The organism is Paenibacillus sp. FSL K6-2862, assembly GCF_038005125.1.
GTDB lineage: Bacteria > Bacillota > Bacilli > Paenibacillales > Paenibacillaceae > Paenibacillus > Paenibacillus illinoisensis_A.
This window is the reverse complement of sequence record NZ_JBBOSN010000001.1, coordinates 2,270,122-2,284,426: the sequence shown is the minus strand read 5'-3', so window position 1 is coordinate 2,284,426 and position 14,305 is coordinate 2,270,122. Positions and strand designations below refer to the sequence as shown.

The window sequence follows — 14,305 nt, the reverse complement described above, 5'->3', positions numbered from 1 at the left end:
TTCTCATTGATGCTATTTTCTTGCAGCTGGTCTTCTCAAGACACGAATGTCATACGGCTGCAGATCCAAATGGGCATGAACTTCATCGCCACAAAGCAGATCCGTATAAGTTTGCTTGTCCAGTTCAAGCTGCTTGGTTTCCGGCGTATAGTTCTGCACAAATACATAATCGGATGTACCATCAGTCCGCAGATGCGCAGTGACTCCTGCCGGAAGTTTGGTATCGAGTGCACGTTCAATTCCCAGATCGGCAATGAGCTTGCCATAGAAATCATCATAGAACGGTGCAGTGAAACGCGTTGCGATATAATACGCTTTACCGGACCCCAATCGGTTAACAGTCAATGCAGGTCGACCGGCATAAAAGTCTGAACGATAGGTTGCCAGCGTCTCCGCCCCTTCCAGATGGATGAGATCACATAATTCGATGGAATCGTATTCAGCTTGCAGACCGAGCTCGTTTCCACTCACAGGAATCGCCCCATTCTGATCCCGGTCATGCAACCCGTCGATCTCTTCGGACCAGATTCCAAGCGTTTTGCGAAGCGGACCGGGGAAACCTCCCAGGAAGCATAGGTCATTCTCATTGACGATTCCTGACCAATAGGTTCCAACGAATGTACCACCATTTTCGACAAATCGCTCAATCCGTTCGCCTACACCTTCCCGCACAAGGTAGAGCATCGGGGCGATCAGCAATTTGTACTTGGAGAGATCCGCTTCCATATCGATCACGTCCACAGGTACTCCTTTTTTCCAAAATGCATCATAATGCCACTCTACCGTCTGCTCATACTTCACGCCAATATTACGGGGTCCTTGGGAATCCTTCACTGCCCAGCGGTTCTCCCAATCGAAAATGATGGCCACTTCTGCCGGTACAGCCGTGCCTACAACTGCTTCCATTCCTTCAAGAGCCGTGCCTACGTCCGTCACATCCTTGAACACACGTGTGTTTTCATGTCCAACATGATCCACGACAGCGCCATGCAGTTTCTCGCTGGAGCCTCTGCTCTTTCTCCATTGGAAATACTGCACACTATCCGAACCATGCGCTACCGCTTGAAGAGAAGACAGTAGATGCATGCCTGGACGTTTCAGCTTGCTGGTCTCCTGCCAGTTCGTAGAACTTGGCGTACTCTCCATCAGCAGGAACGGCTGCCCGCCTTTGATCGAACGAACGATGTCATGCATCATTGCTATTCTGGAGGCCTGTTTATCTTCCTCATCCGCATCATGCCATGTCGGGTAGCTGTCCCAGGACAGGAAGTCCAGAATATCGGCAAACTTCCAGTAGTTCAACCCTTCATAGAATTCCATCAAATTTGTGGTGACGGGCAGATCTGGATTACTTGCTTTGAGCGGCTTGGTTTCATGCACGATGAAGTCTGCTGTCTGATCCGTAACGAACCGGCGCCAGTCCAGATTCATGGCATGCACCTGTGTCTCACCATGCGGCGAAGGGGATTCCACCTGACTCCAGTCTGTAACCGTATGGCTCCAGAACGTAGTCCACCAGGAATGATTCAATTCATCCAGCGTGCCGTATTTATTTTTCACCCAGCCGCGAAAAGCCTCCTGACAATAGTCACAATGGCAGTCGCCGCCAAATTCATTGGAAATATGCCAGCCGATAATCGCAGGATGTTGCGAATAACGTTCGGCGAGTTTGGTATTGATAGCTGTTACCTTTTCCCGGTACACAGGAGATGTATAACAGTGATTATGACGGAAACCGTGCAGATTGCGAACCCGATTGGCTCCTACACGCAATACTTCCGGGTACTTGGCGGACATCCAGGCAGGTCTTGCACCGCTCGGCGTCGCGAGAAAGGCGTAAATTCCATTCGCTGCAAACGTATCCAAAACACGATCCAGCCATTCAAAGTTGTATACACCTTCCTCCGGTTCAAGGGATACCCACGAGAAGATGCCAATGGACATCACGTTGCACTTGGCAAGCTTCATCAGACGGATATCTTCTTCCAGCACCTCAGGATATTTGAGCCATTGCTCCGGGTTATAATCTGCACCATGCAGCATGTGCGGCACCTTCGTACTTACAGGTGGATATTTAAATGTCATATTTCGAGTCTCCTTATCCTTATATTGAATAGCTCTATCTGATCAATGGCGAGCCCTTCGGCGTATCCGTTTTGGATTCTTCCGAAATTGCATCAGCCTTCAAAGCTGTAAACGATTCCAATTTGCGGCCTTTAAAATCAAACATCGTCAAATTTCCCCAGTTGTTCGGATGTCCAACAGACCATTCCGGCTTACTCGGGATCCATGCAGGCTCCCAGTAGTAAAAACCTTGACCCAATCCTCCCGGTACCTCACGAATAATCTGGAGTAAGTCCTGCAGGTAGCGCGCTTGGCCTTCCACACTTGCCGGATAACCTGGCAGCAGCAGATCTTCCTGATTCAGAATCCACTCGTGATCTTCAGGCTGTTCCAGTGTCCAGGGATAAGCGGTTTCAACCACGTTAATGGGCTTGCCGTATCTGGCGGCCAGGTCATGCAAATTGTCACGCAGCGCGTCCAACGTCCCATGCCACCACGGATAATACGAGAGTCCAATCGTATCGAACTCCACGCCAAGTGCTTCAAAACGATCGTAAAACTTTCGGCTTTCCACGTTATCCCCGCCACGATCGATATGGATCATGATGTTGATATTGGAATCAACGGATTTAACAGCAGCAATACCGTACTTCACCAGGCCTGCAAAACGTTCCCACTGTTCGTCGGTGTCGTGCTCTTCACCGCTCACTCTTCCTTCGTCCCACAGCATGCCAGGGGTAATTTCATTCCCGACCTGTACCATGTCAGGCAGCGCGTCATGTTCTTTTAACGTGTGAAGCACATCTGCTGTGTACGTGCACACCGCCCGCTGAAGCTCCTCATAAGACAGATTCTCCCACGCTTTGGGCTTCCACTGGTTGGCGGGATCAGCCCAGCGATCCGAGTAATGGAAGTCGAGCAGAAATTGCAGCCCTTGTTCTTTGATCCGCTTGGCAATCGTAACGGTTCGCTCCAGATTGCAGAATCCTCCGACAGGATCGTTCCAGATCCGCAGCCGAATCGCATTGGCACCGTTCAGCTTCAGGATGGACAGCAGGTCCTGTTCCTTGCCGTCCGTGTCGCTGTAGCTCCCTCCATGCTGTTCAATTTCATCCATAAAAGACACATCCATCCCAAGAATGAATGGCTTATTCTCCAAGTTGCTCACTTGTTCAACCTCCATTGGATTAAATTTAGCAACCAGGCTCAGCCTTTAACTGAACCCAGTGTCATGCCTTTAACAAAGAAACGCTGCAGGAACGGATACACAATCAAAATTGGGGCGCTTCCGATAAAGATCTGTGCAGCTCTTACCGTGGTTTGCGAGAGAGCCTCCATTTCTTTGGGATTCATGCTCATACTGCTCATATCCCGTCCGATAATGACCGTTTGCATAAAAGTAGCCAGTGGATAATCCTTGGCGTTATTCATGTATAACAGACCGTCAAACCAGGAATTCCAGTGAAACACCATGCTAAACAAGGCAATGGTAGCAATGGACGGCATTGAAATGGGCAGGAAGATCGTGAACAGAGTTCTGAAATGGTTGGCTCCATCCATCAGTGCTGCTTCTTCCAGCTCTTTTGGAATACCGCGGAAGAAGTTCAACATGAGAATGACCAGGAAGGTGTTTACTGCTCCCGGGAGTACCAGTACCCAGAAGGAATCCATCAAGCCGATCTTCTGGATAACCATATAGAACGGCACCAGTCCCCCATTAAAGATCATACTAAAAACGAAAATCCATGAATATATCGTTCTTCCTTTAAATTCACTATTTTCTTTGGATAACGGATATGCTGCCAAAAAGGTAATCAGCAAGGTAATCGCTGTACCAATGACGGTACGAAGCAGGGAGATCCAAAGTGAGTTCAGGAAGATGGGGTTATTCATCGTTTTTTTGTAGGCCTCAAGCGAGAAGCCGACAGGCCAGAGATTGACCAGATTGGCATCGGCGGCTGCCTTCGAGCTGAAGGACACCGCCAGAACATGAATCATCGGTACAATACACATGATGGCAACCAGAATCAGAAAGCAGGTATTGATTATATTGAACACGCGATAAGGCATTGATTTGTGATACATCGTGGTCCCTTCTTTCTTTTGTTCATTCGATTAGAATATGCGGTATCCGGCGTATTTTTTGGCTAAGCTGTAGGATACAAGGATTAGTATCATGCTGATTACCGACTTGAACAATCCGATTGCCGTAGCGAAGCCCATCTCGCCATTTTGCATGGCTGAACGATATACGAATGTATCAATGATGTCACCTGTTTGATAGACGAGCGGATTATACAGGTTGAAAATTTGGTCAAATCCGGCATTAAGTACATTTCCGAGTGCCAGTGTTCCAACGACCATCAGCATCGGCACGAGTGAAGGCACCGTGATATGCAGCGTTTGTTTCCATCTTCCAGCTCCATCAATTTCTGCTGCTTCGTAGAGCGCGGGATTAATCCCGGCAAGAGCAGCCAGAAACACGATCATGTTATAGCCAAATTCCTTCCACACATCCGTCAGAATGACCGTCGTACGGAACCAGCTGTTATCACCAAGGAAAAAGTATGGACCGAGTCCGAAGCTTCCCAAAACCCGGTTTACCAAGCCTCCTGTTGACAGCAGATCGATCAAAATCCCACCCAGGATAACCCAGGACAAAAAGTGAGGCAGATACACCAGTGTCTGTATGGTTCGTTGTATAGCCATCTTACGAATCTCATTCAGCAAAATGGCAAAAACAAAGGGTACAAATAAATTAAATATCAGTTTAAGTACAGCAATGATCAATGTATTCCATATCACCTGCAGGCTGTCTTGACGTTCAAACAAGAATCGAAAGTTATCCAGCCCGACCCATTCCGAGCCGCTTATGCCAAGCCAAGGCTTATAGTTCTGAAATGCCATGACAATGCCGCCCATAGGAATATAACTGAATATGATCAGAAAGATGATGGCTGGCAGCAGCATTACGTGAAATGGCCAAGTTCGTTTCAAAGTTCTCATGATTGCTCCCCCTGTAATTCTTCCTACTCAAGGCTTCCTGAGTGGCTTATACTGCGATTATATCAACCGTTTGCATAGGTCAAACAGCACATAAAAGCAATATAAATGGCACAAAAGCAACCACTTTGGACCAGCTGCATTTACAGCCATTCCTCCCTCTTGGACCAGCACCCCTATCAAGCAAAATGGATAGTCAAAACGACAAAAAAGCGCACAGACTTATACTGTCTGTGCGCCAAAAACCATTATTTTTTTACGCTCTCATACCACTCGTTGACCTCTTGTGTGATCTGATCGCCACCGCCTGATTTCCACGTTTGAACGAAGGTATCAAACGCATCTACAGGATTTTTGCCATAAATGATTTCATTAAATGCCTGATTCTCGATTTTGTTCAGATAGTCGAGCTTGGACTTCATCGTTGTCGTCGTCGGACCTGTGAACATGTTCTTGAACGAGATCTCTTCCTGACCAAGCAGTACTTTCGCTGCAGCTGGCGTTTCCTTACCGTAGTTGACGGCAACATCCTTCTCCAGCTTCGTTTCAGGCTCTTTGCCGTCTGCCAGGTTCAAGAGTGCTTTCATCTGTGCATCTGGAATACGGGCACCATCACGCACAAGCAGGTAACGGACAACGTTGACATAACCGCCCTCGATATCATCTATCGGCATTTGTTTGCCATTGGCATCCAATTGATAGTCATACTTTTCAAACAGACCATTATCATACGGGCTTCCTGGTGCAGGATCTGCATAGTTGTCGAACAGGTAGTTCTCATAAGTAAAGAAGGCTTCAGGATGCTCCATGTCTTTCTTAATCAGGATGACACCATTTACAAATTGTGTACCATGACGCATGGCTTTACCTTCAGGTCCTACTGGGATTTCGATTGGCTTCCAAACGGCACTTGGCACATTTTTCACTGTATCCAGCAGCGGCCATCCGCTCATCCAGTAAGGGCCTGGAATAATACCGGCCGTTCCCGCCACAGCAGGCTCTGCCGTTTTATTCTCATCCCACAAAGCTGCTTCCTGTGGAATGTATCCCTTTTTGAGCCACTCACTCAATTTGGCCAACCCTTGTTTCATGCCAGGGTTGATGGAGCCATACTCCAGCTTGCCATCTGCACCCAGATTCCATTGGAACGGCAATGTACCGTAGGCACCGAAGATCCAGGAGGGATCACCCATCCAAGTGTTCATGGATGTTTTGAAACCGATGCTCAGTGGAGTGACCTTGTCGGGAGCCAAACCATCCGGGTTTTTGTTTTTGAACGCCTCCATTACGGTTTCCAGTTCGTCAATCGTTTTTGGCGCTTTCATGTTCAGCTTGTCCAGCCAGTCCTGACGAATCCAGAGCAGGTAGTCATTGTTGTAGGCATAGTCGAGCACCGGTATACCCATTCTTTTGCCATCACGGCTGTACTGGTTCCATACGTTCGGGTCCTGCTCCATTGCTTTCTTCCAAGTATCGGATGCGTATTTATCGAAAAGTGGACCGACTTCCTGATACATGCCGGAATCAATCAAATCCTGAGCCAGCAGGTTATCCCCTACCGTTACCACGTCAGGCATCTCTTGACCGGAAGACATCGCCAGACGAAGCTTCGTTGCAAACGCACCATTTGTGTCCGTAACGGACCACAGGGATTTGATATTAATACCAAACTTCTCTTTGGCCCACTTGGTTGCCACGTTGTTTTCCATCGATTCTCCATTTTTGAACTTCAGTTCCGGGTCAATCCCCCATGCTGTCGTAATGGTCACTTCCGGATCGTATTTTTCTTTGTATTCGTTTTCAATGGCAGACGAGCTGGAGCTCGCACTCTCACCGCCACTGCCTCCACCGCATGCAGCAAGAATGACAGCCAAACACGTTGTCGTAGCCAGGAGCGGCAGCCATCTCTTTTTTGTAGATTTCGCTCTCATTGTTGTTCCCCCTCAATCAATCGTTTTGGTTACCCTTTCATTATAGGCCTGCCAGGCCTTTCAGCCTATGTCACGAAAACAAGATTTCTGCACCTTTGACAACCTATATATTGGAATAGAGGATGAAATTATGCCTGGTCACGGAATTCATTCGGCGTCATGCCGTAGTGCTTTTTGAACATTTTGCTGAAGTATTGCGGATTTTGATATCCAAGTTCACTCGTAATCTCGTAAATCTTCTTGTTGCTGTTCTTCAGCAGATACAGCGCGCGCTCCATTCGCATGCGAATCATGTAGTCCCCAAGTCCTTCGCCGGTTTCGGCTTTGTAAATCTTCGACAGATACACGGGATGCAGGTATACCTTGTCGGCAATCATCTTCACGGACAGATCCTGACCCGTATCTCGGGTAACCATCTCCTGAACCTGCTTGATGACATGTCTGCGGCTCTGGGTTCCCGCCTGATCAGATAGCTCTTCCTGCAGCTTCGCAAGCATTTCCGTAGCCCAGCGTCGCAGCCGTTCGGGAGATTGGATCAACTGATGTGCCAGCAGCAGGTCAAAGCCTGCGTGATCGATCTCGTGCACCAAATGACCCTGCTTGTGTGCGATATACATGAACGCATTGGTCACAGACAAATACATTTCATACACGTGCTCTCTGGACAAACACACCCGCTCTGCCGCGTCAAATACAGCATTAAGCTTGCTCGCTGCAGCTTCCCACTGCTTCGTTTCGAGCAACTGGGGCAAAACAGGAGGTTTATAGAGTTCTTCCAGCGCTTGGGCTGCATCGTTTTCCATCCGTTGGGACCTATCATTATCTATGAAAATGATCTTGTTCTCTTCCGGTCCAGAAAGGACAAGTGATCCCAGACTTCGGCGGTAGGCCGCGGTCATTTCTTTAAACGGGAATGGCGGTGTAACCACCATGGACAGATCGCCCTGCAGGTAACGAATGACATGCTCCCGGAAAGTATCCACGGGTCCGGTCAATGTCTCCTGGCTCATGGATGCTTCCTCCACCCGAACCTGATGCTGTAGAAACATGACCAGACATTCATGCGGCCCTCGTCCAAACCAGACTTTGAACTGGTCCCCGAGGACTTCCTCTGCAATGTTGCCTACCGCGAAGTCCATCAGGTCCAGTGATTGCTGATCCATGGAAGAGAATCGACCTGTAAGACGAATAAGGAGCATGACCACCGGTTCTTCGGGCTCAAGTCCAATCTCATATTGCTGCAGCTGTTCGCGAAGCGCACGCGTTGTAATTTCACGGCCAAGCAGCAGATCATGCATCAGATTTTCACGCAAAATTTTATAATCCGATTTCCGGCTGTACAGGAGCCTATGATATTTATCAAACTCATCCCACTCCCCGCGAAGAGACGTGATCGCAGCAGAGACCGAAGCCATAAATTCCTCATCATTCACGGGTTTCAGAATATAATCGGATGCCTGCAGTTGAATTGCCTTTTTGGCATAATCAAAATCACTATGCCCGGTCAGCAGAATACAGCGGATATGAGACCATCTGCTGCTCACCTCTTCAATCAGGTCCAATCCGCTCATACCGGGCATACGAATATCGGTAACGACGATATCTACCGCATTTTCCTCCATGATCTCGAGCGCTTCCTTGCCGGACGCTGCACGAAGCACCGTCGTTACTCCGAGTTCTCCCCACGGAATGGTCATTTCCAGACTCTCCGTTACATACGTTTCGTCATCCACCAGCAGTATATCAATCAACGTTCGTCACTCCCTGTCTGTACATGTGCAATATATTTTCACTCTCAAAAAGCAATCAATGGTTGTTAATCACTCTGCATCGGCACTTACATCTTCCTCATCTATTTCATCTTCTGCTGGCCATGACAAGGCGACACAGAGACCCCCCAGTGGAGATTCGGTTATGTGAATGCCTGCCTGTTCTCCATACCGCAGCTGCAATCGTTGATTCACATTCCACAGACCACAACCCATATCCTGATCCATCGTGCCCCTGAGCTTGTCCAGCAGCTTATCCCGTTCCTCACTGGCCATGCCCTGGCCGTCATCTTCGACCTTTAGAATCATGACACCATTCTGCTTTTCTCCGGATACCCTGATCTCTCCAGCATCTGCATCAGCTTCAATGCCGTGAATGACCGCATTTTCAACCAAAGGCTGCACGATAAGGGGTGGAACCTCCTGCCTCATCATACTGTCTGGCAGATCAATGCGGTAACGAATCCGATTCATGCGCATCTGCTGGATTTCGAGGTAACAGTTCACGAATTCGATTTCCTCGTTCAGCGGCACAACATCACGTTCCTGTCTGGTTGTATAGCGATAGTATCTGGATAAATTGTGTGACATGGCTACTACGGCATCCACACGTTTCAATTTCGCCATACTTGTGATAAAAGAGAAACAGTTATAGAAAAAGTGCGGGTTAATCTGGGATTGCAATTGCTTCAACCTGGCTTCACGTACGTGAATCTGTTCCAGATACACATGCTCAAACAGCTGCTGAATCTGATCCACCATGGAGTTGAATCGCTCGGACAAAAAGCTAAATTCATTCCGGCCCTTGGGCTTAATTCGTACCGAATAATCTTCCTGCTTCAATCGCTGGAATCCGCGAATAAGCTGCTTCACAGGTACCTGTACCTGAACGTACAACAGATAGGCGGCCAGGAAACTCATGCCGAGCAAACATATCATTGAGGAATAAAAAAGCACATTCGATTGATGAATGGGTTTCAATATATCGGATAACGGCATATAATCCACCAGATACCAGCCTGTCGTGCTGGATTTGACCGTATTTACCATGTAAGGTTCGTTGTCGATGACCACTGTACGATTGTCCACATCCTGAAGTGTATGAATCGCCAGCTGGTCTATCAGCCGATTGGTCAGCTCACGATCCGAGGTTCGGTTATAGATGACACCGGATTCCTCTCGATAATAGAAGGGATCATGTCTTCCATCGTCCTTGAACTTGTCCAGCATATCCCGAATGTTATCACTGTCGAATTCCAGCTTGATAATGGTCTCTGCATTCACCGCGGGGTCCTTAATCCCATACGGAGAAGCAGTAATCCAGCTGAACATGAATTTCTCATCTTTCCCGTCCACAATCTTGCGGACATCCCAGCCCGAAACCATACTTTCCCTAAGTGCCTGCTTGTCATAAAAACGGGCATCCCGTTCGGAGACAACCCTGCCCATGGAAGGGGAATATAAATATAATTTCGTTGTCCAGTTCGACGAACTTTCCTGAATACTCAGCTTGTTCTGGATCCGCTTGACCAGATTGATTGCATCAAGGTCAAAATACCGACTATCGGTATAAATCCGGCGGAAGCTCGCAATATCCGGATCATGGATAAGAAGATTAGGCCAGGACGATAACAGCTCAATGTGCGTATTCACCTGATTTTGAAAAAACTCAAGCTGGTTGCTATTGGAACGATTCAATTCATCCCTGAGTACAGCCGTCGTTTTGTGATTCGAATACCAATAGAGCAGTACAACGGGGATCAGCATAATCAGGATCAAGATCACCATTTTGGAAAACAGATTGGTCCGGTATGACATTATTCATCTCACCTTGTCTAAAATTGTCGTGACATTAATTGTAATGATGTAAGCGGTAAAAACAATTACTTTTTTTATCCACGCAGTTCTCTGCCTTTGCCCATTCACCAGACTCAATCAAACCGGCTCATTTATAGCGTAAGCGTTACCATATTGAGGATAAAGGTCATAAAACCAATATTTCTGCACTAATTGCAACTTCCACAACACAAAAAAGCCAGCCTATTGGCCAGCTCTTCGCGGATAACATCGCTATTGCATGCTTCTTGGAATCTGATTCTATATGTATGTGTTCCTTGCTGAAACTTATGGTATGGCATAATCAAATACAATGTTCTGACCTTCTACCTCTACATCCAGCACAATATCCCTAAGTTTTCCCCTTACTTGAAGCGGTGACTGTGCAGAACCTGAAAATGCAATTTTGCCGGTGAACGTGCCATGAGGCATGATCTCGAGATGGACCGGCTGGAGTTCAACGGACTTCAGAGCTTCGTATAAAGGATCATCCTTCTGTCTGTAACTTCTCGCCAAGTCGGGTAAAAGTACAGCTGCGACAGGCTGCCTGCTATAATTTTTAAGTGTGAGATCACAGCTTACTCTTGTATTTCCATTCAGAGCCACTTCGTACATGCAGGAGCTACCATTCTGAAGATAAGATAAACTATGGATGCCTGTGGAACCCCATTTGGCGACATACATCACCTTATCTGTTATGTAGGAATAACTTAAAATAATGACCACAACGATCAGCCAGAGCTGCCTTGCGAGCCGAGGATACGAAGACTTTATTTCTTTGCGGGTTAGATAAAAACTGCATCCTAATATACCTAGTCCTATAAATAACGTAATATGTACACCGCTCATGTACGCCGTGGTATAGGGGGATAATCCTATTTTGGATAACATCCGATCTCCTACCGAGTAACCGAGGTGGTGATTAAACGTAAAAATGATTGCAAAAAGCAGCAAAATCGCAGAGAACGCTAATTTCGTCCTCGACACAGGAACACCCCCTATTTAGCCACCTGATTATATCATAATTTTCCTAATTATGGTGTGCAATCCATATCAAAAAAATAAATCAAGGCATCTTCGACTATTGCCGAAAACACCTTGATCATAAGAAGTATCGTTACTTGGCCAGGAATGCGTCGAGCTGTTCCTGTTTGGCTGCAATGATTTTATCGATACCTGCGGCCTTCAGCTTCTCCAGATACTTGGGAATCATTTCGTTTGGATCCACTGCTCCGGATGTCATGCCTGGTTTGAACTGTTTGTTTACGTTATTAACCGCTGCTATTTCGTTTTTGACGGACTGGCTGTTGAAGGTAAAACCAAGTGCAGGAGACTTGACTCCCTTGGCATTAAACTCCTTGAACTTCTCCCACTTCTGAGGATCTTCATTATCCCAGAGGAAGTTCAGGAACTGGTTACCAAGCTGCCATTGGGCACCAGGATTATACGTGCGGCTGTTCGCATCCACGCCTTCAGGCAGCGTGATAATATTGTCCTGACCATCCTTTTTCACATAATGCTTGCCTTCGATTCCGAAATTCAACAGATTATTGATTTCCTTATCCGAGTGTAGCAAGTTGATGACCTGCATCGCTTTTTCCGGCTGCTCGGAAGAACGTGAGATTGCCAGCATGGCACCGGAAGCATCACCGGTTGTGATGGTCGGCTCTGTCATTTCAATCTGAGTCAGCGGGTATCCGACGTACCCTTCTTCTTCCTTGTCCTTCCCCGGTTTCATGCCGTCCGTCCACATAAACGCCTTGCCTGCCTTCGCCTGATCTTTCGGGAAGACGTTGGAAGTTGCCGCATCGCTATTGATGTATCCCGCTTGATACCATTTGCGTGCCAGTGCAGCGGCCTCCTTGAATTCAGGTGTCTCCACTTCGTTCAGCACGGTTGTTGTGCCAGCTGTCTTGGAGATGACTCCAGGTACGGATGCATCACCGAGGTAATCCCAATCCAGATTCTCCAGCAGTCCGTTACCATTGGTGTTCGACATATAGAATGGAGTAACGGCTGGTTCGTTTTCCTTGATTGTTTTCAGCAGAGGCTCCAGATCGGTCCACGTTTTTACCGTGGTCAGGTCAAGTTTGTATTTATCTGCGAGATCCTGGCGCACCAGAACACCTCGTGTAGCTGCCAATTCCTTGTTTGTCGGAACGCCGTAGTTTACACCATCAACCTGGGAACCTTCCAGGAAAGCAGGGTCCAGATTTTTTTTGATATCCTGCCCATATTGATCAAGCAGGTCATTCAGGGGCAGGAACGCACCTTTGGCCACGTTGACGGTATAGTTCTGCCATGCCGCCGTGAAAATAATATCCGATTTTTCTCCGGAAGAGATCATCAGGTTGAGCTTGTTATCCCACTGTCCCCAGTCGATTGCGTTAATCTTGAGCGTAGCTCCGATCTTGGGCTCCATTTTTTTATTAATCTCAGCTTCCACCAGTGCCACGTCTTTCTGTGGTGTCCCCGGGTAGTACAGCGTTACCTCATATGGTTTGGCTGCATTTTCCCCTGAACCTCCGTTTTGTGTCCCTTGCGTTGTTCCGCCTTGGTCTGATGAACATCCGGCAAGCACCAGGCTGAATGCCATCACGGCTGCCGTAAGTCGCGTCCATACCTTCATTGATTTGATCAACTGAACCCCTCCCAATAATGTTGAACTTTTGCGCACACGATTTCCCCAATTCGCATGTAACCCGGATCTAACTCAGATCCTTCACTGCATTGTATATATGCCCTTTCATTCTATCTTGGGATCATCCACTACCCCGCTGACCGGGACGGAGTTAACCCTTCACAGCACCCACCGTCAGACCTTTAATGAAGTACCTTTGGAAGAACGGATAGGCCAGCACAATCGGACCGATGCCCACGACAGCCATCGCCATTTGCAGCGTTTTGTTAGGAAGATTCAACAATCCGCCCTGTGATGAAATCTGTGAAGAAACATTGGAGTTGGATGTTAAATATTGAATATCGAGCAGTGTTCGGTACATGAGGTACTGAAGACTGATCGTCCGGTTATCAGAGATAAAAATCATACTGAGGTACCAATCATTCCAGTAGTTCAGCGTGCTGAACAATGCCACGGTGGCCATAACCGGTAAGGAGAGCGGCAGTACGATCCGTGTAAACGTTCGGAGCTCACCTGCGCCATCAATCCGAGCCGATTCAAGAATGGATACCGGAATGGAATTGGCGAAAAATGTCCGCATCACCAGAACGAAGAACGGTGATAACAATAACGGCAATATCAAGGCCAGAATGGAATTTTTCAGATCCAGGACATTGACGTATACGAGATACCAGGGAACGAGCCCCCCGTTGAACAGCATCGTGAAGAAAATAAAGAAGGCAAACCATCCGCGGTAGGGCAAATCCCTTCTGGAAAGCGGGTAGGCATACAGTGCAGTCAACGCCACGCTGGTAATGGTACCTACCACCGTCACGATGATGGAAATGCCGTAGGAATGGATAATCTGATCCATATCCTTGAACAGAAACTCATAGGCAGTGAGACTAAATTTCTCGGGGATCAGCTTGTATCCGTTCGCAATGACGGTTGTCTCGTCCGAGAAGGAAATGGCGAAGACAAGCAAAATCGGAACGATACAGGCTATGGCATAGAAAATAAACATTGCGTGTATAATGGACGCGGAACGCCGCGATACAGCAAGTGGGTCACGAGATTTCACA

At 47.6% G+C, this 14,305-nt stretch carries 10 protein-coding genes; all 10 read right to left on the bottom strand.

The window, feature by feature from the left end:
• Positions 1 to 12: 12 nt before the first annotated feature.
• The 10 genes from MHB82_RS10615 to MHB82_RS10570 all read right to left on the bottom strand — a co-directional run bounded on the left by MHB82_RS10615 (position 13) and on the right by MHB82_RS10570 (position 14,304).
• Entirely contained in the window at positions 13 to 2,085 is a 2,073-nt protein-coding gene (locus MHB82_RS10615; RefSeq protein ID WP_341174632.1) for a beta-galactosidase, read from the bottom strand.
• Positions 2,086 to 2,119: 34 nt separating this feature from the next.
• On the bottom strand, positions 2,120 to 3,232 hold the full coding sequence (locus MHB82_RS10610) for a glycoside hydrolase family 53 protein (protein ID WP_341174631.1): 1,113 nt from the start codon (positions 3,230 to 3,232) through the stop codon (positions 2,120 to 2,122).
• Positions 3,233 to 3,270: 38 nt separating this feature from the next.
• Positions 3,271 to 4,149, bottom strand: a complete 879-nt coding sequence (locus MHB82_RS10605) for a carbohydrate ABC transporter permease (RefSeq protein ID WP_095287918.1) — start codon at positions 4,147 to 4,149, stop codon at positions 3,271 to 3,273.
• A gap of 30 nt (positions 4,150 to 4,179) precedes the next feature.
• A complete protein-coding gene (locus tag MHB82_RS10600; RefSeq protein WP_095358771.1) occupies positions 4,180 to 5,070 on the bottom strand; it encodes an ABC transporter permease in 891 nt (296 codons plus the stop codon).
• Between the two features lie 245 nt (positions 5,071 to 5,315).
• Entirely contained in the window at positions 5,316 to 6,998 is a 1,683-nt protein-coding gene (locus MHB82_RS10595) for an extracellular solute-binding protein (protein WP_341174630.1), read from the bottom strand.
• A 128-nt stretch (positions 6,999 to 7,126) separates the two neighbouring features.
• A complete protein-coding gene (locus MHB82_RS10590; protein WP_341174629.1) occupies positions 7,127 to 8,749 on the bottom strand; it encodes a response regulator in 1,623 nt (540 codons plus the stop codon).
• 69 nt (positions 8,750 to 8,818) lie between these two features.
• Positions 8,819 to 10,585 carry a sensor histidine kinase gene (locus MHB82_RS10585; RefSeq protein WP_341174628.1) on the bottom strand — a complete coding sequence of 589 codons (1,767 nt, stop codon included), beginning with the start codon at positions 10,583 to 10,585 and terminating at the stop codon, positions 8,819 to 8,821.
• A gap of 306 nt (positions 10,586 to 10,891) precedes the next feature.
• Positions 10,892 to 11,590 carry a hypothetical protein gene (locus tag MHB82_RS10580; RefSeq protein WP_095358775.1) on the bottom strand — a complete coding sequence of 233 codons (699 nt, stop codon included), beginning with the start codon at positions 11,588 to 11,590 and terminating at the stop codon, positions 10,892 to 10,894.
• Between the two features lie 130 nt (positions 11,591 to 11,720).
• A complete protein-coding gene (locus tag MHB82_RS10575) occupies positions 11,721 to 13,244 on the bottom strand; it encodes an ABC transporter substrate-binding protein (protein WP_341174627.1) in 1,524 nt (507 codons plus the stop codon).
• A 151-nt stretch (positions 13,245 to 13,395) separates the two neighbouring features.
• Positions 13,396 to 14,304, bottom strand: a complete 909-nt coding sequence (locus MHB82_RS10570; protein WP_095358777.1) for a carbohydrate ABC transporter permease — start codon at positions 14,302 to 14,304, stop codon at positions 13,396 to 13,398.
• Between the last annotated feature and the right edge of the window lies 1 nt (position 14,305).

Bases quoted from the DNA above. Each gene is read 5' to 3' on its own strand.
- MHB82_RS10595 (WP_341174630.1), bottom strand. From the start codon at position 6,998: ATGAGAGCGAAATCTACAAAAAAGAGATGGCTGCCGCTCCTGGCTACG.
- MHB82_RS10585 (WP_341174628.1), bottom strand. From the start codon at position 10,585: ATGTCATACCGGACCAATCTGTTTTCCAAAATGGTGATCTTGATCCTG.
- MHB82_RS10605 (WP_095287918.1), bottom strand. From the start codon at position 4,149: ATGTATCACAAATCAATGCCTTATCGCGTGTTCAATATAATCAATACC.
- MHB82_RS10600 (WP_095358771.1), bottom strand. From the start codon at position 5,070: ATGAGAACTTTGAAACGAACTTGGCCATTTCACGTAATGCTGCTGCCA.
- MHB82_RS10615 (WP_341174632.1), bottom strand. From the start codon at position 2,085: ATGACATTTAAATATCCACCTGTAAGTACGAAGGTGCCGCACATGCTG.